This is a genomic window from Pseudomonas sp. MF08831 (assembly GCF_059862645.1).
Map to the genome: position 1 here is coordinate 1 of NZ_JCBCUX010000023.1, position 21,242 is coordinate 21,242.

The 21,242-nt window shown below is 56.4% G+C and carries 17 protein-coding genes and 2 tRNA genes; 4 read left to right on the forward strand and 15 right to left on the reverse strand.

Features of this window, described 5'->3' with window-relative positions:
* Positions 1-529: 529 nt before the first annotated feature.
* The 8 genes from AC19YS_RS30700 to AC19YS_RS30735 all read right to left on the reverse strand — a co-directional run bounded on the left by AC19YS_RS30700 (position 530) and on the right by AC19YS_RS30735 (position 9,800).
* Complete coding sequence (locus AC19YS_RS30700) at positions 530-3,169, reverse strand: GAP1-N1 domain-containing protein (RefSeq protein ID WP_081480398.1); 2,640 nt, start codon at positions 3,167-3,169, stop codon at positions 530-532.
* A 4-nt stretch (positions 3,170-3,173) separates the two neighbouring features.
* Positions 3,174-4,085 (reverse strand): TRAFAC clade GTPase domain-containing protein, encoded by a 912-nt coding sequence (locus tag AC19YS_RS30705; RefSeq protein WP_500603463.1) that lies wholly within the window; start codon positions 4,083-4,085, stop codon positions 3,174-3,176.
* A complete protein-coding gene (locus AC19YS_RS30710; protein WP_010567519.1) occupies positions 4,022-5,023 on the reverse strand; it encodes a TRAFAC clade GTPase domain-containing protein in 1,002 nt (333 codons plus the stop codon). The genes AC19YS_RS30705 and AC19YS_RS30710 overlap by 64 nt, the downstream gene beginning before the upstream one ends.
* Positions 5,024-5,076: 53 nt before the next feature.
* Positions 5,077-6,111 (reverse strand): GTPase-associated system all-helical protein GASH, encoded by a 1,035-nt coding sequence (locus AC19YS_RS30715; protein WP_010567520.1) that lies wholly within the window; start codon positions 6,109-6,111, stop codon positions 5,077-5,079.
* A complete protein-coding gene (locus AC19YS_RS30720) occupies positions 6,108-7,451 on the reverse strand; it encodes a metallophosphoesterase (RefSeq protein ID WP_042947641.1) in 1,344 nt (447 codons plus the stop codon). Before AC19YS_RS30720 ends, AC19YS_RS30715 begins: the two co-directional genes overlap by 4 nt.
* Positions 7,452-8,081: 630 nt before the next feature.
* A complete protein-coding gene (locus AC19YS_RS30725; RefSeq protein ID WP_010567522.1) occupies positions 8,082-9,395 on the reverse strand; it encodes a tyrosine-type recombinase/integrase in 1,314 nt (437 codons plus the stop codon).
* A 233-nt stretch (positions 9,396-9,628) separates the two neighbouring features.
* Positions 9,629-9,705, reverse strand: a tRNA-Asp gene (locus tag AC19YS_RS30730).
* A gap of 19 nt (positions 9,706-9,724) precedes the next feature.
* Positions 9,725-9,800: transfer RNA gene (locus AC19YS_RS30735), tRNA-Val, on the reverse strand.
* A gap of 159 nt (positions 9,801-9,959) precedes the next feature.
* Here AC19YS_RS30735 and rdgC point away from each other — a divergent pair.
* The 3 genes from rdgC (at position 9,960) to sugE (ending at position 12,438) form a co-directional block, all read left to right on the forward strand.
* Positions 9,960-10,880, forward strand: coding sequence for a recombination-associated protein RdgC (gene rdgC / locus AC19YS_RS30740; protein WP_119735561.1), 921 nt, complete (start codon positions 9,960-9,962; stop codon positions 10,878-10,880).
* 171 nt (positions 10,881-11,051) lie between these two features.
* Entirely contained in the window at positions 11,052-12,017 is a 966-nt protein-coding gene (locus tag AC19YS_RS30745) for a bile acid:sodium symporter family protein (protein ID WP_106580696.1), read from the forward strand.
* 106 nt (positions 12,018-12,123) lie between these two features.
* Positions 12,124-12,438, forward strand: coding sequence for a quaternary ammonium compound efflux SMR transporter SugE (gene sugE, locus AC19YS_RS30750; RefSeq protein ID WP_010166396.1), 315 nt, complete (start codon positions 12,124-12,126; stop codon positions 12,436-12,438).
* Between the two features lie 116 nt (positions 12,439-12,554).
* Here the strand turns inward: sugE and AC19YS_RS30755 are convergent, their stop codons facing one another.
* The 3 genes from AC19YS_RS30755 to AC19YS_RS30765 all read right to left on the reverse strand — a co-directional run bounded on the left by AC19YS_RS30755 (position 12,555) and on the right by AC19YS_RS30765 (position 16,961).
* A complete protein-coding gene (locus AC19YS_RS30755) occupies positions 12,555-14,429 on the reverse strand; it encodes an MFS transporter (protein WP_500603464.1) in 1,875 nt (624 codons plus the stop codon).
* Positions 14,430-14,510: 81 nt separating this feature from the next.
* Entirely contained in the window at positions 14,511-15,659 is a 1,149-nt protein-coding gene (locus tag AC19YS_RS30760) for a TDT family transporter (RefSeq protein ID WP_200625090.1), read from the reverse strand.
* A gap of 114 nt (positions 15,660-15,773) precedes the next feature.
* Positions 15,774-16,961 carry an MFS transporter gene (locus AC19YS_RS30765; protein ID WP_200625089.1) on the reverse strand — a complete coding sequence of 396 codons (1,188 nt, stop codon included), beginning with the start codon at positions 16,959-16,961 and terminating at the stop codon, positions 15,774-15,776.
* Positions 16,962-17,052: 91 nt separating this feature from the next.
* Here AC19YS_RS30765 and AC19YS_RS30770 point away from each other — a divergent pair, with 91 nt between their 5' ends.
* Positions 17,053-17,598, forward strand: a complete 546-nt coding sequence (locus tag AC19YS_RS30770) for a TetR/AcrR family transcriptional regulator (protein ID WP_106580692.1) — start codon at positions 17,053-17,055, stop codon at positions 17,596-17,598.
* 388 nt (positions 17,599-17,986) lie between these two features.
* Here AC19YS_RS30770 and AC19YS_RS30775 read toward each other — a convergent pair whose 3' ends face one another.
* From AC19YS_RS30775 to AC19YS_RS30790, 4 genes are all read right to left on the reverse strand, one after another.
* Positions 17,987-18,766: an ABC transporter permease gene (locus tag AC19YS_RS30775; RefSeq protein ID WP_106580691.1), complete on the reverse strand. Its 780-nt coding sequence runs from the start codon at positions 18,764-18,766 to the stop codon at positions 17,987-17,989.
* Positions 18,763-19,695 carry an ABC transporter ATP-binding protein gene (locus AC19YS_RS30780; RefSeq protein ID WP_106580690.1) on the reverse strand — a complete coding sequence of 311 codons (933 nt, stop codon included), beginning with the start codon at positions 19,693-19,695 and terminating at the stop codon, positions 18,763-18,765. Before AC19YS_RS30780 ends, AC19YS_RS30775 begins: the two co-directional genes overlap by 4 nt.
* 134 nt (positions 19,696-19,829) lie before the next feature.
* Positions 19,830-20,447 carry a glutathione S-transferase family protein gene (locus AC19YS_RS30785; RefSeq protein ID WP_500603465.1) on the reverse strand — a complete coding sequence of 206 codons (618 nt, stop codon included), beginning with the start codon at positions 20,445-20,447 and terminating at the stop codon, positions 19,830-19,832.
* A 56-nt stretch (positions 20,448-20,503) separates the two neighbouring features.
* Complete coding sequence (locus tag AC19YS_RS30790; protein ID WP_119735554.1) at positions 20,504-21,163, reverse strand: transglutaminase-like domain-containing protein; 660 nt, start codon at positions 21,161-21,163, stop codon at positions 20,504-20,506.
* Positions 21,164-21,242 lie beyond the last annotated feature (79 nt).

Here is a 21,242-nt window from a genome sequence, read left to right on the forward strand (position 1 = left end):
GTAAAGGTAAACTTTTTCGACTTTGGCGTCGGGACGCATCATGAGGTGCTGGCTCCAGAAAGAGATCGGGAGCGCAGCATCGGGCTTCAATGGGCGGCTTTGAATGTGTGAGTGATGGATCGGTTACAAGACTACGAAGCCTTGCTGCCGTGGAACTGCTCACCGGAGATGCCACGGTAAACCGTTGACCCACCTTGGGATAGGTGGGGTTTATGGATCGCTTACCCTTAATGCTGGAGTTCGGAAGGTGAGTTGGCCGGACGGATACCCTTTAGCGACCGATAAAAATGTTATGGCACAGCCACTCATGGCGGGCCTCAACGGGTCCTTTACCGACCTTAAGCATAGGCAGCAAGCGGCCAACAACTGCCGCGTATGGAGGTGACGCCCTTGTTGAAGGGCGTCGGTCAGTCATTTGATACCTCCCGAAGTCTTCCGGCTGACACACCACCTTCAACAATGCGCCAAGGTTAGGGAGGCCCAAAGAAAATCCAGGTTCTGACCAGTTTCCTGCGAGAAGTTGACAAACTTAAAAACTCGGTCCATCTGATAACGAGTCATCGCGAGTCAGAAATCTCAATGCTCCTCGGATTTGGTTTGACCATGGATTGGGGATGAGTAATAGATCGCGTTCAATCTCTAAAATTCGCTGCCCTCCCCCAGCTTGTTCAGCGATGCGATGAAGTATCTTGTCGAGATCTCCTGCACGTGCGGCAGCCAGCGCTATGTCCGTAGCGCGCCAATTTGAATGCATAAACGCATCTACCAAATGATGGCGCGCAGTTTTGCACTTGTCCCAATCAGCGAAAAGAAAAAACTTCAGGATGTCAGGTGCGTTATTTTCTTTCATCAACAACTTGTAAACTGGTGGAAATGCAGCCGCTATCAGTGGCGAAACAGGATCGTGCCTCGCTTGCAATAGGAATGGCATTAACGCCGCAGATGCGTCGAGAAACCCGCGCTGGTGGCGGGCACCAGAATCCCAAAGCAAGTTGGCCGCATCCAAGACCGCCGACTCCGGATAATCAATTCGTCCTCTCGCGATAATAGCTGTAGCAAGTTCGGGAATTGCAGACATTATTTGCTGGCGAACTTCACTCGATGAATGATTAAAGGCTGATAAATGCCCTGCAAATACATTAGCCGATGTCTTCCTGTTCAATCCAATGAAGATAGCTCTGCGCCCGTCCAGGCAATCACCGGCGGTCTGAAGTAACAATGCTAATGCAGTACTGTCAACCTCACCCGCTTCGCGCGCTAGAATAACCTCCACCGCGCGCGAAGCCAGCCTTGCGACATCATCACCAGCTGCATATGGCAGCAGATGCAGCGTCATATTGATCGTTGAAGACGCAGACAGAACATTGGCGTTCAGGATCCGTTTAACAATATCGACGTTTTCACTAAGATCCTTCATCAATAGTTCTAACACGTCAGCTTCGTTCACACCTCCGAGCATAGATCTTAGTTGACCTAAACTGGCTGACTGCAACAATCGGGATACATGTTGAAGCCGTCGCTGATCCGTGATCAGACTAAGAGTCATCATCCATTCGAGGTCTTCCCTGACTGGCGCTATAAGATGAGTAAGGAGCGCATCTGCTCCCGCACTCTCTGGAAAACTAGCGGTCAGGGTGCGTAAAGGAGATAGTGCGCCTATTTCCTTTGCCCTTTCAGCCAAAGGTCGGTGCAGGCTCTCAGCAGCGAGACGGTTTGCCTCAAAGAGTAAGCTGGTTTCCGCCAACAGTTCTTCTTCATCAAGTTCAGCGATCAAGGACCGCGCGGCCGGAGCATATAGTTCTTCGACTAAGTATTTCAGAATACGCCGCGTCGCTAAGTCACGAGTTGATTTCGATGCGTTAGCAATTGCCGTCGCAAGCGGTTCTGAGAGGCTCGGAAATTTTTTTAGGGCCACTTTAGAGAGCGGGGAGCTTAGCAATAAGAGTTGAAGTACATTCGCCGGCTGAAGCGCGGCTATCCCTTCAGCAACATCAGTGTCAAACCGCTGGGACAATCCGTCTCCAATCGCACCAATCAGCAGCTTACGACCTCGACTAGAAGCAAGCATTTCGACACTGCGAATAGCATCGTTTGGGGACTTCGCGGCTAAGTTCATCGCCGCATTCCGGATAGCCTTGGCCGATGAAAGCTTTAGCCGTACGCCATTCAGCTTTTCCGTAAGTGCTAATAAAAAGCGCCAAGCGTCGGTGGACGGGAGCGTTTCAGCGGCACGTATTGCCGCACTACCGAGTTCCGGCTCAAGTCGCTTAATTGCCCTGATATTACGAGGAGATCGGCTATTTGCAATGTCCAACAGTCCCAATGCTGCGTTGGGTGAAACTTCCAGCTTTTCGTACAGCTCGTTCCAAAGAAGAGATATCCTCAAATCCGCCTCGGTTCCACCTTGAGCTGTCGATAGCTCACCCAACACGTCGTCGCTCAGCAGAACAGGCGGCTGATCCTGAAATACGCTCTGCACAATTTTTCGAGACCATCGGTGACGGCCTTCAGCAAAATTGCGCCCATCAATGCGACGACCCGGCCAATCACTGAAGCGAGACCTGGCATTCTTGGGCGCGAACACTAGGTCAAAGCTGATGCTGCCGATGGATCGAGGTGATAGAGCAAAAGTGGAGACAGCAAATCTTGTTCGCAAAGACGGCCATAGCGCTGTCAGAAGCCGAAGCGTAATTCCTTCCGGCTTAGAAGCGTCGAAAACGACAATCGGTTTACGATCCTCAAGGAACAACGCTTCGACCAATTCGATGCATTCAGAGGCGTCAACTGACGCAAACGTACCAGTTTCTCGAGCAAGATGAATTCGCTTAGCGGGCGCAGTGGGTCCTTCGAGAGTAAGCGATTTAACCAATGCCAGAATGTCAACATTAGTGGTCCAATCCGGTACCGGAATGAAATAACTTCGGGTTCGAACACAACCCGCTCTCGGCGCATCCAAGTCCTGCCATGTTCGTGCAATGACGTAGTACGATCCCGATGGAAGTGGGTAGCAGGTGAGGTAGGAATCAAAATGCTCGCCAGGTCGAAGCGGTCCGGCCACGTCAGATAGGCGGTCAACCAAATCCTGATCGGCCTTTGACAGCTTGGCCGAAGAAGAGAGGAGCTGATGCCCATTACGGTAGCCATGTAGCTGCTGATCTAAAATTGTCATGATTTCATTGGGCGCCAATCGCCCAAGCTACAGGTATTGTGACATCAGCATCTTGATACCATGCGCCATCACGCTCGAGAGTAACGGAACCACTCTCAGCCATGATCATACTCTGATATTTTTCCTGAAAGTCAGGGTCGTACTGCAGATCTCCGCCCACGATGCTGACCCCGTAGACTCGCGCCTCGACTCGCCGAGCATCCTCTAGCGCCCCAGCAAATAATGGAAATTGCTTACGTAAATAGGCCTGCGGACCAGCTTCTTGGCTAGCAGCGTCTAACTTATCCCAAGCAGTCACAACAATGGCCACTCGTGGTTTTTTACCATCTGGTCTCATAGAGAGACGCTGCTGCAAGAGACGTAAGAGCTCACAAAGAATCACTTGAGTAGGCAGCTCCACCTCCTCGTTCCCCTCTCCGATGAAGCTAAGGGCACTTCGTGTGGCCACCCAGTCGAGCGGTTGCACGTTCAGGGGTGAAAGTACTCGCACAAAGAGCAGCGCACCCTCAGCGCTCTCCAACGTGTCCAACCATTCACGTGGGATGTCTGAGTTTTTCACAGCGTCTCGCCAAAGCTCACCAGTAAAATCCGGGACGATTAATTCAGTCGGATTATTACTCTGCTCAAGTTTGAGCGGTACACAAAAATCCTGCCGCTCAGTATTGGTATCCGTTCGACCAGCGAATTCGCCTTGAAGCAAGTTTTCGCAGATGCTCTCTACATACTCAATATTTTGCGGCATACCTGCGCGTTGCAGTTGCCCTTTGCCAGCTTTCAGCGCGGCCCAAAGCCTCCCTACGTAATTGCTCTTACCGGAGTCAGGCCCGCCTACAAGAATTATAGACTTCCGATTCATAAATTCTTTCCGAAGTTGAGAAACGCCCGATGCGAATTTGACGCTTGGTCCATAGGCCATGGATCCGGAGTTTTCTCTGAAAGCTTAAGCGACCGACTAATTAGCTCAGCAAAACCAGAACCCGGTGCTACTTCGTGACTCTCAGAAAAAGATGCGATCGAAGCAAGCTCAATCTTGAAACCAAATTCTCCGCCCGAGTCCTGCACGCGCTTTAATACCTGCTCAGGGATGCTTCCGCTGTCTCGCCAACTGGCGACGAGAATAATTTTTGGCCGTGAGACTGGAAGCAGCAAAGAAAGACGCTCGAGGAGATTCGTCGTCCTATGGATTGCCAGTTCGCGAGTTTTAACGTCAAGAAAGTCTCGGCCGTTCACCATAATCCAAACAACCTCGGCGGCCTGGAGAAAGGTGAATCTCTCTGAATCGCCAGATTGAATCAGGCTCCGAGACCATTCGCCTGGGAGGTCAGGCATCAAAACATCGAATTTGTGAGCGTCTGAATGGCGTCGCAACCTCAGATGTAAAAAGCCCGCCTGCCTGTCATCGGGCAGTTCTGTATGGACCGTCATCTGTCTAGGAGGACGGCCATCATTCCAGCGTCGTGAACCGCGGGAAATCTCCTCCAACGCCATGAGCGTCATGCTATCTGCATAGCTGAAGCCCTCGAGGGAGTCATGAGCCAGTTGTAGATAAAGGCTTGCAATACAGGCTGTTTTACCGGCATCGGGTAGACCAACAATGCCGATCAGGTTGACGTATCTCTCGCTCATCAGTAGATCAGCCTCTGCTAATCCAAGTGTGCCACTGCGTGGCAACTGAGCCTTGTGCATGGGCGCATTTAGGACGGCCTCGCCTAGACCAAGGTCTGCCTTAATTTCATAGACCGTCTTCCCCTCATAATCGGTGCTCGTCTCATCCCTCAAGAGGTCCAAATCGTCAGTCACGGACAAAAATGCGTGATGAGCTGGGCACTCCTCAAGCGTGGCATAGCTCTGCATGCATACCCCAGTCTGTGAGTATGTGCATTCCGGGACTGTACACACTGGCTCGGTCATAGTCCGTTGGCCGTCCCTTTACGCAAATGCTGAATTGCCCCCTCCAGTAATGCGCGGCCCCCCCATTCCCAAGCGGTCCTCTTTTCCTCCGATGCGCAAGCATCAGTACTCCCGGTTTTAATCGCCGCCATAAGCGGAAATACCGCGGATTCATCAGCCTTAATCGAACCAAAATTTGTGGCTAATTTAGTACGGCGCTCACCTAAAAGCTCGATAAGCTCCATGAGTGACAACGGTTCGCCATTCTCAATATTACGCAGAACGATGTTGCGGTGAGCGTCTGCTGGAAGTCTTCTCAATTTGAGCGCCCCATCCAATCCGGCGGCGACGGCGCGAACTGCACCCGGCAAGCTATCGAGCGGCTCGTCCAGCAACTCGCTCCGCCCGGAGAGGAGCCACCACATAAAGTCCAGCTCTTCACGGTCGAGTACAGCATTTTCACGCATCGCCGAGATCATTGGCTCTACGGCCTGGCTAAAGGCTTTATTGACTCTAGACGGCTGTGTTGAATCCTGACTGATGGACACGAGACCGATTGATGGCACCGTCTGCCGCGCACGCGCGGCATCGGCAATTTTCAGCGCATGCGTGCGGCTGGCTGTCAGCAAGTCTTGACGAAGGCGTTCAACCTTCTCCAATTCAAGAGGGCGCTGAAACGCAAGGGCTGACCAGAAGGCCGCCGCCAGAGCATCCACCGAAGTTCCACCGCTTTTAGCAGTGACACTTTGAAAAACGTCGATTGCGGCGACTGCCAAAACCACCTTGATTTGCAGATCATCTGGATTAGCGGACCGAACAAATGAGACAGCATGCCGCTGAATTATTTCTTCACCAATGACTGCAATTTCATCGGGAAGACATGTGCTGGTGCCGAATGAGGATGAAATACGACTCGCCGTACTAATGGCCAAATCCGGGGTGAGACTTTCAAACCACGCTTTGATTTCAGCCACAGCTTTTAATCGTTTCTCCACCAATCCGTCGTCAGTACCAGTATCAAAAATACGAGCATATTCGGCCATGTTGCTCATTGATTGTCCTTGTTGGTTTTACGCTTGGTGAGGGCTTCTTCCACCTTTTCGCGCAGTTGATCGAAACGATTCATTTTAGCGATATTTCGGAAAAGTTTGCTTTCCGTCTCGTGAGTAAAATGATCCATATTTTCATTAGGTACGGCGTCAAGCTCCACCAAAATACGAAGTCGTTCGCCCTCTGTAAGATCGCGGAAGAAACGCAAATGGAGATTCTGATACTCCGTCTCATCAACGCGCGAGTTGCCGGCCATCTCTTCCTCCGGCGGTAAGATAATCTCGACCGGCGCCGGCTCCATATCCTGGCCTGTTTTGACCCTGGTGCCGATGGAAGGCCTTGTTGCCTTAAGAAAATTGGGTGAACCTAAAACGGTTCGTTGCCCATGCCCACCAAGACGCATATCGTCCGACTCGAACCGCTTCATGTCGTCGTTCCATGCTCGGGCGTACAGTGTTACGGCAAGAGCATCGTCGTTCTCATCCCAGTCAAACTGGATAATGTTGTAAGCATAAGTGTAGGTGTCATCGAAGCTATCAGGTGTCGTAGCTCCAGCGGCAAGCATCATGAGGTCGCGCCCAGGTTCTACGTTTTGGACATCTACTGCTGCCAGGTGCTCATGGCCGGAAATGAAAACTCGAGCTCGGCTTCTTAAGAACCTCTTGGTCTCAGCCGAGTCGGCGTACCAATCAAGTGGATGATGAGTTAGCACCACCAGCTCTTCGCCGATCGCCTCATTCATAACCCGCTGGCGGGCTCCCAGAAGCAAATTTCCCTTTTCGTCTTTACGCCTCGAACAAATCAAAGCGGAGTTTAGTCGGACAAAGCGAATCGCTCGTCCATTGGCGAGCTCCACCCTACGCTCTGCACTGCTATTGCCGCTGCAGTCGAGCGGACACTGGTAAGCGTCGGCGAAGCGTCGGTACTCTTCAAAGCGACGATAAAGGACCTCTCTTGCCACCGCCTCTTCAAGAAAGTCATCCAGCTTCGCTTCACCTTCGTTACCGATCGCCGCGAGCATCATTTCAGTCAATCCTTTGATCTGATCTCGATCGACATCGTGATTTCCTGGGACCATTTGAATATCAGCTGCCGTACAACCAACGCGGGAGGCAAGTTCATCAAGCCACAATCCAGCTGCGTCATACTCATGACGTTTGCCCGCATATGCGATGTCTCCCGTCACTAAGATGCCCGAAGCTGTTCTGGTAGGTAGTGTAGCCACGTGTGCGGCCGCATCTTCGATTAACTGCCTGCGAGCGTCCTCGTTGACTATCCGAATGCTGCTAGCTTTTTCTTGTCCGAAGTGAATATCGGAGAGGTGGATAAATACGGCCGCCAAACTGAACTCCTTGTTTGCCTCACGCAACTGATGTGAAAGGGGCTGGAAGACTGTCCTTGCGCGCGATCTCAACCCTAGGCGGTACTTGGTTGTACCCAACAGAGCTGTAAAACGGGTCAGTCGACGCCGAAAAGGTCACCTAGGGAGTAACGGAAAATGAATCGAAGCTAGCAAAATGCTATACCCACGTCCACCCGTGGTTGCTGCTGATGGTTGCGGCTCGCTGAGCGGGATCATGCTTGATCAGCCCTCTCCACGTCACGCCGCTGAAACTGCGTGATACCTAATACCTCTGCCGGCCTGAGAGATTGTCTGAATGGCCTCCGCAGCAACCGAGACTATCACCCGCCAATACCCATCCCCCGGTGCTCGCCTCTCGGACCTCCGATATGGGCAATGCAGTAGACGAACGCACTTGCCACTTCAGAGCATCGCCTTGGCACGGAGAGCCTCCGGACATGAGATCAGAACACAATTGCGCCTTCGGAATGGCAACGCTATCCAGATCCAAAATATCCGTGGGAGTATTTTTTAGACATGAAAAAGCCCAACCGGTGAAGATTGGGCTAAGTCATAGAATATGGCCGGGACGGAGTGATTCGAACACTCGACCCCTAGCACCCGATACTATTAATCAGCCGACTCCCGCTGTGCACTCAGACACCCCATTGAAATTCGCCCGGTATGCGGCATGTATGCTTCGGGCGTAGGCGGAGAAACGCCGCCCTCTAGCGCATCTAATAAATCCGCCCAATATTGCATCATCCTACGTCTCGGCTCGACGTATTCTGCATGATTGTATGCAGCCCGAATTTGGTTGGTATCAGCGTGTGAAAGCTGCGCCTCAATCCACTCTTCTACAAAGCCAACCTCATTAAGCGCCGTGGAGATGGTAGCCCTGATGCCATGACCGGTGAGCCTTCCTTTGTAACCCATACGGCTAATCGCGGTGTTAAGGGTATTTTCACTGATCATTTCCTGCGATTCGTATCGGTGAACCAGCAGGTACCGCGCACCGCGCGCCCTTAGCTGCATTAGCCGCTGCACAATTGCAATTGCTTGGGTAGACAGTGGAATTACATAAGGTGGGATCTCATTCCCCTGGGTTCGAACACGACTCCGGAGTTGCTTGACACCCTCCGGCGGCACCAGCCAGATCCCCTTGTCGAGGTCGAATTGGTCTGGCGTCGCCGCACGTAGCTCTCCTGTACGCACCCCTGTCAACAGCAATAGACGGATACCAAGTCGTGTCGCTTCTGCACACCCATAGTTGGTTACGGTCCTTAGCAGTCCTGGAAGTTCATTTACCTGGAGGAAAGGATTATGGCGAACTGGCCGCGGCGTCTCGGCAACGATATCAAGATCTGCTGCTGGGTTCACATCAAGGAGCCCTTCCGCCATGGCAAAACGGAAGATCTGGTTGAGCCAGGTGCGCACCTTTCGAGCAGAGACCAGCGCCCCTCTGCGCTCAATTCGCCTAATGAGCTCCAGCACGTCACCACGAGAAATATCTGAGATCGGAAGATCGCCCAAACACGGCAGCATGTCCTTCTTCAGGTATTTGCTCGCTTGCCCTGCACTGCCCCTCTTACTTTTCGTCAGCTTTTTACTTCGGAACTCATGCCAGCGACCAGCAACCGCTTCAAACGTGTTGTTGGCGGCGTGAGAGGCTTTTTGGCGCTCGGCGCGACGATGTGAGCGGGGATCGATATTGTTGGCCACCAGCGCGCGTGCAGCCTCTCTCCGCTGGCGAGCCTCCTTGAGACTGACGTCGGGATAGATGCCAAGGGAAATACGCAATTGCTTGTCATGCCAATAGAAGCGGAAATGCCAGCGCTTCGAACCCGTCGTGGGCACTTGCAGAGATAAGCCATCCCCATCAGTTAACGTGTAAGGCTTGCTGGCGGGCTTGGCTTGCTTGATCGCTGTATCTGTCAGAGCCATCAGACACCTCCTTTTGCATCAAGGAGGGGAATACAACCCAGCGGTAGACGGACCAATAAGAAAATTGATGCGCAAGGAATCGTAAAAGGCTGTGCCAGCGGTGTACTTAAATGTGTACTTAAAAACCGTGGCTGGAGATGGATTCCAATGGAATTCAGAAAACGAAAAAAGCGGCTCAAGGCCGCTATTTCCGTAGCTTCCAGGCGTTCAGTGGGCCTTAGTGGAAGCAAATATGGCGCAGCGGACGGGACTCGAACCCGCGACCCCCGGCGTGACAGGCCGGTATTCTAACCGACTGAACTACCGCTGCGCGTAACACATGAAGCGAATGGTGGGTGATGACGGGATCGAACCGCCGACCCTCTGCTTGTAAGGCAGATGCTCTCCCAGCTGAGCTAATCACCCTTCGTTTCGGTGTGGCGCGCATTCTACGGAGCGACCCTAGGTCTGGCAAGCACTTTCTTAAATCTTTTTTTTCAGCCCTTCCAATGGCTTAGGCAGGGTTGGCCTCGAGCGCTATCAAGAGAATAATGCCCCCCTTTGTATAAAGGAGAGACTCACCCCATGTGGTTCAAGAACCTGCTTATCTATCGCCTGACCCAAGATCTGCCTGTTGATGCCGAGGCGTTGGAAGCGGCCATGGCCACCAAACTGGCGCGCCCTTGTGCAAGCCAGGAGTTGACCACTTACGGTTTCGTCGCCCCTTTTGGTAAGGGTGAAGACGCTCCCCTGGTTCACGTCAGCGGTGACTTCCTGCTGATCGCCGCGCGCAAGGAAGAACGCATCCTGCCGGGTAGCGTGGTGCGCGACGCAGTCAAAGAGAAAGTCGAAGAGATCGAAGCCGAGCAAATGCGCAAGGTCTATAAAAAGGAACGCGACCAGATCAAGGATGAAATCATCCAGGCCTTCCTGCCGCGCGCCTTTATCCGTCGCTCGTCGACCTTCGCCGCCATTGCGCCGAAACAGGGCCTGATCCTGGTCAACTCGGCAAGCCCCAAGCGCGCCGAAGACCTGCTGTCGACCCTGCGTGAAGTGATCGGCACCCTGCCGGTTCGCCCACTCACGGTAAAAACCGCGCCAACCGCGATCATGACCGATTGGGTTACCACGCAGAAACCGGCCGATGACTTCTTCGTCCTCGACGAATGCGAACTGCGCGACACCCATGAAGACGGCGGCATTGTGCGCTGCAAGCGCCAGGACCTGACCGGTGAAGAAATCCAGCTGCACTTGACCACGGGCAAAGTCGTGACCCAACTGTCACTGGCCTGGCAGGACAAGTTGTCCTTCATGCTCGACGACAAAATGACCGTCAAGCGCCTGAAGTTCGAAGACCTGCTGCAAGACCAGGCCGAACAGGACGGCGGCGACGAAGCCCTGGGCCAACTGGACGCCAGCTTTACCCTGATGATGCTGACGTTCGGCGAATTTCTGCCGGCGCTGGTTGAGGCACTGGGCGGCGAAGAAACCCCTCAGGGCATCTAAGTCGACTCAAGGTCAACATGTGGGAGCGGGCTTGCTCGCGAATGCGGTGGGTCAGTCACTGGATAGGTTGACTGATTCACAACATTCGCGAGCAACCCCGCTCCCACATTTGATTGGGTTTCCAAGCAGACATCCGCGTTACCGAACTTAACTAATAACAAGGACATCCCCATGCGCGCACTCGCCGCCTTGAGCCGTTTCGTCGGCAATACCTTCGCCTACTGGGTGTTGATTTTCGCGGTGCTCGCCTTCCTTGAGCCCGGCTGGTTCATTGGCCTGAAAGGCGCCATTGTGCCGCTGCTGGGACTGGTGATGTTCGGCATGGGGCTGACCTTGAAACTTGAAGACTTCGCCGAGGTTGCCCGCCATCCGTGGCGCGTGGCCCTGGGTGTGGTCGCGCACTTTGTGATCATGCCGGGCATGGCGTGGTTGCTGTGCCAGGCCTTCCACCTGCCGCCGGAAATTGCCGTCGGCGTGATCCTTGTCGGGTGCTGCCCAAGCGGCACCTCGTCCAACGTGATGACCTGGCTTGCCCGTGGTGACCTGGCGCTGTCGGTGGCGATTGCCGCCGTTACCACCCTTCTCGCCCCGCTGCTCACGCCGGCGCTGATCTGGCTGCTGGCGTCGGCCTGGCTGCCGGTGTCGTTCATGGAGTTGTTCTGGTCGATCCTGCAAGTGGTGCTGCTGCCGATTGTGCTCGGCGTGATCGCGCAACGTGTGCTCGGCGAGCGCGTGCGCCATGCGGTGCAAGTACTGCCACTGGTGTCGGTGGTGAGCATCGTGATCATCGTTGCGGCCGTGGTGGCGGCGAGTCAGGCCAAGATCGCCGAATCGGGCCTGTTGATCATGGCCGTGGTGATGCTGCACAACAGCTTCGGCTACTTACTGGGTTACTTCACCGGCCGGTTGTTCAAACTGCCACTGGCCCAGCGCAAGTCGCTGGCGCTGGAAGTCGGCATGCAGAACTCCGGGCTGGGCGCCGCGTTGGCCAGTGCGCATTTTTCGCCATTGGCGGCGGTACCCAGCGCGCTGTTCAGCGTCTGGCACAATATTTCCGGGGCGTTGTTGTCGACCTACTTCCGCCGCATGAGCGAAAAGGAAGACCGCCGGGTATTGGAAAACACGCCGAAAACTTGATCGCCTGATCGATATTCGGCACTCTACCGAGCTTCGCGGGGACGACCCCGCGACGCTGTCGAGCGCTATTCCAGGGGACGACCCCACTTTTAGAAGAGAGGTCATCATGTCCTGGATCATCCTGTTTTTTGCCGGGCTGTTTGAAGTGGGCTGGGCGGTCGGTTTGAAGTACACCGATGGTTTCAGCAAGCCATTGCCCACCGCCCTGACGATTGCCGCCATGGCCATCAGCCTCGGCCTGCTGGGCCTTGCCATGAAAGAACTGCCGCTGGGCACCGCCTATGCCATCTGGACCGGTGTCGGCGCGGTGGGCACGGTGATCGCCGGGATCATCCTGTTTGGCGAGTCCATGGCGTTGTTCCGGTTGGCCAGTGTGGCGTTGATTATCTGCGGGCTGATTGGCCTTAAGATCAGCGCCTAATTCACTGTCGCTGTCGCAGCAAGCCAGCTCCCATATTAAACCGCGTTCGCTTGAACAACTCGGTCAACGGTGGGAGCGGGCTTGCTCGCGAAGAAGCCCGAACAGTCAGTAAAAAACTACCTGACACTCCCCCGCAATACCCCCACCCGTTCCTGCAACTGCGCAGGCGTCGCCGCCTCGACCGTCACCGGCTCACCCGCTAGCAGCACCACCCGCGACCAGATCCGGTGGAAGAACCCCTTGTTCGGATCACGACTGAAAAAACTCCCCCACAAGCCCTGCAACGCCATTGGAATCACCGGCACCGGCGTTTCTTCCAGAATGCGCGTCACGCCCCCGCGGAACTCATTCATCTCACCGTCCCCGGTGAGCTTGCCTTCCGGAAAAATGCACACCAACTCGCCTTCCTTCAAGTACTGGGCAATTCGCGCGAAGGCCTTTTCGTAGATCTGGATATCCTCATGACGCCCGGCAATCGGAATCGCCCCCGCAGTGCGGAAGATGAAATTGAGCACCGGCAAACGGTAGATTTTGTAGTACATGACAAAGCGAATCGGCCGACGCACTGCGCCGCCGATCAACAGCGCATCGACAAACGACACGTGGTTGCACACCAGCAACGCCGCGCCCTCGTCTGGAATCAGCTCAAGGTTGCGGTGCTCCACGCGGTACATGGAATGGCTGAGCAGCCAGATCATGAAACGCATGGTGAACTCGGGGACGATCCTGAAGATGTAGGTGTTGACCGCGATATTGAGCAGCGACACCACCAGGAACAATTCGGGAATCGACAGCTTGGCCACGCTCAGCAGCAGGATCGACACGATGGCCGACACCACCATGAACAGCGCATTGAGAATGTTGTTGGCCGCGATCACCCGCGCACGCTCGTTTTCAGCGGTGCGCGACTGGATCAGCGCATACAGCGGCACGATATAGAAGCCGCCGAACACGCCCAGCCCGAGGATATCGAACAACACCCACCAGGCCTGGCCGTAGCCGAGTACGCCGAGCCAGTCATGTTCCTGAGCACTTTGCGGGAAGCCGCCGGAGTGCCACCACAGCAGCAGCCCGAACACTGTCAGGCCAAATGAGCCAAAGGGCACCAGGCCGATTTCCACTTTACGCCCGGAGAGCTTTTCACAGAGCATCGAGCCCAGGGCGATACCGACCGAGAACACCGTGAGGATCAAGGTCACTACAGTTTCATCGCCGTACAACCACTCCTTGGCGTAGGCCGGGATTTGCGTCAGGTAAATCGCGCCGACAAACCAGAACCACGAGTTGCCGACAATCGAACGCGACACCGCCGGGGTCTGCCCCAAGCCCAGGCGCAAGGTGGCCCACGATTCGCTGAATATGTTCCAGTTCAGGCGCAGCCCTGGGGTAGACGCCGCCGCGCGCGGAATACTGCGGCTGGCCAAATAACCCAGCACCGCCACACCGACAATTGCCACGGCCACGATCGGTGCGTAATGGGTCGAAGACATCATGATCCCGGCGCCAATGGTGCCGGCCAGGATCGCCAGAAACGTGCCCATTTCCACCAGGCCGTTACCGCCCACCAATTCATCGTCGTGCAGGGCTTGGGGCATGATCGAATACTTCACCGGCCCGAACAGCGCCGAATGCGTGCCCATGGCAAACAGCGCCAGCAGCATCAGCTCCAGGTGGTTGAACAGGAACCCGGTGGCGCCGACGCTCATGATCACGATCTCACCGATCTTGATCGCGCGGATCAGTGCGTCCTTGTTGAATTTCTCGCCGAATTGCCCCGCCAGCGCCGAGAACAGGAAGAACGGCAGGATAAACAACAATGCGCACAGGTTGACCCAGATCGAGCGGTCACCGTCGATGGTGAGCTTGTAGAGAATGGCCAGGATCAGCGATTGCTTGAAGATGTTGTCGTTGAAGGCGCCCAGCAACTGGGTGATGAAAAACGGCAGGAAACGCCGTGTGCGCAGCAAGGTAAATTGTGAGGGGTGGCTCATCGTCCGTGTTCCTGCGTGGCCTGGTAGGCTTGATTGCCGGTTTTTTATAAAAAGACAGGCCACGACTTTACCTAATCCCGCTTACTTATTCCCTAGTCCTGCAATGCAGGGCGATACAAAAAGCTCACCTTTGTAGGCGCCCTGCACAGTGCGCGTGGCAACGATCAGCCACATCAGCGCCAACGCCACCACCAGCACGCACCCGAACACACTGAAGAACCCCAGGTGCAGCAGGCTCGCAAGCTTCAGTGTGGCCAAGGCATAAACCCCCAGCGGGAACGTAAAACCCCACCAGCCCAGGTTGAACGGAATGCCGGCGCGCAAGTAACGCAGGGTGATCAACACGGCGATCAGCATCCACCACAGGCCAAAGCCCCACAGGGTAATGCCGGCCACCAGGCCGAGGCCGTTGGCCATCTCCCCTACGCCTGGCAAACCGTTGGCCGCGAAGATCGTCGGTGCGTCGCCGCCCAGCAACAACATACCCAATGCACCGGTGCCGATAGGGCCGAGGGCCAGCCAGCTGGACGCGGCCATGTTGGCGTGAGGCAGTTTGTGCAAGGCCATGCGCAGCATCAGGATGGTCAGGATGCTGAAGGCTACCGGCAGGGAAAACGCCCACAGCACATAGCTGGTCACCAGCATCACCAGTTGCGAGTGAGCGTCGGCCAGGTGCGGCGCCAGCAGGCCACCGCTGGCGGCAGCGACTTCAGCGGCGACCACCGGCAACAGCCACACGGCGGTCATCTGGTCGATGCTGTGCTGCTGACGCGTGAACATCATGAATGGGATCAGCACGCCGCAGGCCAGGGCCATCGCCACGTCCAGCCACCATAAGGCTTCGGCCAACGGCACCACATTGGCGCCCCAGCGCGGCAGCCCAAACAACAGCAAACCATTGATAATCGTCGCCAGGCCCATGGGGATGGTGCCAAAGAACATCGAGACGGTGGAGTGCCCGAAAATCCGCCGCGCCTCGTGGAAAAACATCAGCCAACGGGCCGCGTACAACACGCTGAACAGCACGAACAGGCCGACGGTGAACATCCACAGCCCTTCGGCAATGGTGTGCAGGCCGGGCAAGTGGGCCGGCACTTGGGCCAGCGCAAGGGCCAGCACGCCGGTGCCCATGGTGGCGGCAAACCAGTTGGGCGTGAACTGGCGAATCACTTCCCGTGGACGGGCCAGGTGACTGAAGGGTTTGTAAGTAATGGCAGTTGAGCAGGTCATGATGGCAATCCTCTTCCTCGCATGAGGTTGAGACCATCATAGAGCCGGATTGAATATCTATATAACGGGTAATATCTCTATCTGTTATCTACTTTGCCAATATAGGGAGGTCGGCTAAACCGTAGCCTTGGCCCGCGCCGCCCCTTGCATCAGCAAGCCTGCCAGCGCGCCGAGCGCCAACACGATGAGCACTGCGCCATAACCATCGGTGGTGGCGATCAGGCCAAACACGCGGCTCAGGTTGCCCGCCAGCAGTGACGGCACGCAGAACGCCAGGTAGCTCAGCACATAAAAAGCTGACATCAACCCGGCCCGCTCATGGGGCAACGCCAAGCTGACGATGCTGCGCACACTGCCCATGAACCCACCGCCGAAGCCAAAGCCTGCTATCACACTGGCAACAAAGAACAGCCACAGGCTGGCGCTCTGCACCGCGACCAGTAACAACGCCACGCCCACCGCCAGCAGGACCGCCGACAGACGCATGACCTTGTGTGCCGGGTGATCGCGCAGGCTGTAAATCATCACCGCACCGCTCAAGGTCACGACTGCGACCAGGCCGCCGCCGATCAAATGCGAGGTCGAGCCCGTCGCCGCTCGCACCAGCGAAGGCGCCAGCGATGAAAAGAACCCGCCCAGCGCCCACACTGCCACATTCAGCGGCATCGCCAGCCACAAGGCCCGGCGCGCCTGCGCAGGCACATGCAGGGTGGGCGCCAACGACCTCAAGGCACCCGGAATGCGGCTGACGGTTTCAGGCATGCGCCACACGTAAAGCGCCTGCAGCACCATCAGGCCTAGCAGCGTGAAGTAGATCAATTGGGTCGGGCGTGGCGCGTATTCCACCAGCAAGCCACTGCCCAAGGCGCCGCTGGCCATGCCCAACAGCGGCGCGAGGCTATTGAGCATCGGCCCGCGCAGGCGGTCGGTGTCCAGCAGCGTTGCCGCCAACACTGCAGTTGCCGTGCCGGTGGCGAAACCTTGCAGCGCCCGAGCGGCAATCAGGCAGGCGGTGCTGTCAGCATTGATAAACAGCAGCATCGCCACAATATTCAGCAGCAACGCGGCGAAAATCACCGGCTTGCGCCCCACGTGGTCCGACAGCGAACCGACGCTCAACAGCGCCGCCAGCAAGCTCACGGCGTACACGCCGAAGATCACCGTGAGCATTGCTGCGGAGAAATGCAGGTTGTCCTGATACACCTGATACAACGGCGTCGGCGCGCTGGACGCAGCCAGAAAGGTCAACATCGTGATGACCAGGAACGCCAGGCTGGAACGTTGAGAAATGACGCTAGACATGTGCACACTCCGCTAAAGCTAATATTTTGCTTTTGCAGAGTGTGCTACCCGCAAGCGCTTAAAGCAAATTCTTTGTGTTAAGGTTTTACGCATGGCGATTAAAGAAGGCCTTCGCCCGGGGGGCCGCAGTGCCCGGGTTCAAGAATCAGTGCATAACGCCGCGCGCGAACTGCTAGAAGCCCATGAGCGTTCCAGCGTCACCGTGCCGATGATCGCTGCGCGCGCGGGCGTCACGCCGTCGACCATCTACCGCCGCTGGGGTGACTTGTCTGCGCTGCTCGCCGACGTGGCGCTGGAACGCCTGCGCCCAGACAGTGAACCCGCCAACACCGGCAGCCTGCGCGGCGATTTGCGTGCGTGGGGCGAGCAATACCTGGACGAAATGAGTTCCGAGCTTGGGCGCAACATGATGCGCGACGTGCAGTGCAGCCATCCCCGGGACTACTGCAGCAACATCCTGATGGGCCAGATGCAGGTCATTCTCGACCGCTACCAGAGCACCCACGACGCACTGCCGAGCCTGGACCGGTTGCTCAACCTGATCGCCGCGCCCACGGTTTACCGCAGCCTGTTTGCCAGTGCGCCGCTACCGGTTGAAGAACTGCATGAACTGATCGAGCTGGCTCTGAAAGACTAAGGGCCCAGCGCCTACAGAAAAGCAGAGCTCGGCAGCCTGACAGCCCACTGATCTTGAGCGCTGAACTCGATTAAATTGTGGGAGCGGGCTTGCTCGCGAAGGCGGTCGGTCAGTCGCTCATGTGTAGCTGACACACCGTATTCGCGGGCAAGCCCGTTCCCACATTTGGATCTCTGTGTATCAGGTTGATGTGGTGTTGTGCTGCTTTCGCTTCTACCACTCAGGTCGGCTACCAGGCCGCCGTGCTCTGCTTTTGATCTTGCTTTTGATCTGATAGGCCCCGTCAACCCCAGTGGCCGAACGCAGGCAAGCCAGCGCCCACAGGGCTTTTCTGCACGCCAAAAAAAAGGGCCTCATAAAGAGGCCTTTTTTTATGGCAACTGACTGCTTACGTTCGCATCCCGCGCCCGCTCACCAGCAACCGCGCGCAGCCGACATACAGCACCACGGTGGCCACCAGCATGAAGGTGATCGCCACGCTGATCTTGATATCCGACACGCCCAGGATGCCGTAGCGGAAGGCATTGACCATGTGCAGCACCGGGTTGGCCAGCGACACGGTCTGCCAAAACGGCGGCAGCAAGGTGATGGAGTAGAACACCCCGCCCAAGTACGTCAGCGGCGTCAGCACGAAGGTCGGGATGATCGAAATATCATCGAAATTGCGTGCAAACACCGCGTTGATAAAGCCCAGCAGCGAAAAGATCGTCGCCGTCAGCACCACCACCAAAATGGTGACGCCCAGGTGATGCACTTGCAGATGAGTGAAGAACAGCGACAGCAAGGTCACAATCACCCCCACCATCAAGCCCCGCAGCACGCCGCCGAGGGTGTAGCCGATCAGGATGGTGTGCGGCGACACCGGCGACACCATCAACTCTTCGATGGAACGCTGGAACTTGCTGCCGAAAAAGCTGGAGACCACGTTGCCGTAGGAGTTGGTGATCACCGACATCATGATCAGGCCCGGCACGATGTACTCCATGTAGGTGAAGCCACCCATGTCGCCGATCTGACGGCCGATCAGGTTACCGAAGATCACGAAGTACAGGACCATGGTGATCGCCGGCGGCAGCAGCGTCTGCGGCCAGATCCGGGTAAAGCGCTTCACTTCGCGGTAGACGATGGTCTGCAGCGCGACAATGTTGGGTTGCAGTTCGGAACTCATACCGCCACCTTCGCCAGATTTTTCTCCACCAGGGACACGAACAACTCCTCAAGGCGATTGGTTTTATTACGCAGGCTCAGCACTTCGATGTTCTGGGCGGCCAATTGGGTGAACAGCGCGGTGATGCCCATGGCCTTGTCCACCTGGACTTCCAGGGTATGACCATCGACCAGCCGGCTTGGGTAGCCAAGCAGCTGCGGCGCCACCGACAGGTTGTTTTTCAGGTCGAGCAGGAAGGTTTCCACATGCAGCTGGCCCAGCAGGTTACGCATGCTGGTGTTCTCGACGATGGTGCCGTGGTCGATGATGCCGATGTTGCGGCACAGCTGCTCAGCCTCTTCCAGGTAATGGGTGGTGAGGATGATGGTGATGCCCTTCTCGTTCAGCTCGGTGAGGAAGGTCCACATCGAGCGACGCAACTCAATGTCCACACCTGCGGTGGGCTCGTCGAGGATCAGCAGGCGCGGTTCGTGCACCAGCGCGCGGGCGATCATCAGGCGGCGCTTCATGCCGCCGGACAGCGAACGCGAAGGCACGTCGCGCTTGTCCCACAGGCCCAGCTGGGTCAGGTACTGCTCGGCGCGCTCCTTGGCGATTTTCGCCGGGATGCCGTAGTAGCCAGCCTGGGTCACGACGATGTCGAAGGTCTTTTCAAACTGGTTGAAGTTGAATTCCTGGGGCACCACGCCGATGGAACGCTTGAGCGCCGCCGGGGATTTGTCCAGGTCATGACCAAAGATATTCACCGTGCCGCTGGTCTTGTTGACCAACGTCGAGAGGATACCGATGGTGGTGGATTTGCCGGCGCCGTTAGGGCCGAGCAAGGCGAAGAAGTCACCTTCGGCAACATCCAGATCGATACCACTCAGGGCCTGGAAACCGTTGCCGTAGGTTTTGGTTAGCTGCCGGATGGACAGAGCGGAACTCATATCGGAATACGCACCAAAGAAGGGAATAGAAACAATAGATGAGGGCGCAGCCCAGGTAGTTCAACGGCGGCGCATGACAGGCATGGTGCTTGCCCGCGCCGCACAAGTACAGTCACCCGTATTAATAGTGGGTATTAAGTCAACGCGGTCATCACCGCTTTGCGGTACGCCGGCCGTTGCTGCAGACGGTGATACCAGGCCTCTAGATGGGGCATCGAAGGCCGTTCGATAGGCATTTCGAACCAGGCATAGATAAAGCTGCCGAGTGGGATATCACCCATGCCGATTTCGTTGCCCGACAGGTAAGGTTGCTCTGCCAGGGCCTTATCCACGGTGCCTAATGCGTCGATACAGGCCTGGCGCCCGGCATTGATGCTGTCCCAGTTCTGTTTTTCAGCCGGGGTGCGCAGGATGCCCCAGAACACCGCCTTGAACGGTTCGGCGAGAGTTGAAGTGGTCCAGTCCATCCACTTTTCGGCATTCGCCCGGGCTTGCAGGTCGATTGGGTACCAGCTCGACGCCTGCTTGGCGCAGAGATAACGCACGATGGTGTTGGACTCCCACAGCACGAAGTCGCCATCTTCGATCATCGGCACTCGGCCATTGGGGTTCAGCGCGCGGTATTGCGGTGTATCGACCACACCAAATGCCCCGCCCGCATCAATTGCTTCATAGTCCAGGCCGAGTTCCTCGGCGCACCACAGTGCTTTCCTGACGTTTGATGAATTTTTACGACCCCAGATTTTCAGCATGACCGCGCCTTATCGTTGATGAACATGGCTTGATGAACGCAGCAGCATACGCCGGTTCAGGCACGGCTTAAATCGCTCTGCATGTCCCCCAGCAGGGTCGGCATGTCCTCGGCAAACAGGTGCGGGTAACACTGCTGAATATGCGCGAAGAAAAAACCCTCCGGCACGTCGGAAAACTGCCCATGGTCCCGCACGTACTCCATCGAGCGCCGGCCCTGGCGGTTGAAGGCATGAAACACGCTGTCGTTGATCCCATCGAATTCCAGCGGCGGTACATCAAACACCTCGCACAGCTGCTGGTTGAACGCCGGCGTGGCCTTGACCCAACGGCCACGCAGGTACAACTCGGTGTAGCCGTGCATGGCGAACACATCGCTTTTGAGCAGGGCGATCAGGCGCGGTGTCGAGAGGTGATTGCGCACATCCGCCAGGCCGATGCGTGCGGGGATGCCGCAGTGGCGGGCACACGCGGCCAGCAGGGTGGCCTTGGGCACGCAGTAGCTCTCACCGGCGGCGAGGGCGAAGCTGGCGCTCAAAGTGCCTGGGTCGCGGCTGAAGGTGTAAGGGTTGTAGCGAATCGCCTCACGCACGGCGTAATAAAGACTGACTGCCTGGTCACGTAAATCCGCGCTCGGGCCGCGATGTTTTTCGGCGAACTCCACCACCGCAGGGTGGTCACTATCGATGAAGCGGCTGGGACTCAGGTACGTATCCATGCGCGTTATCTCCGAAGGAAGCCTTGAGTCTAACGACTGATTTGGCGCAGAGATAACGACGATTCGGCCAAATGTCGGC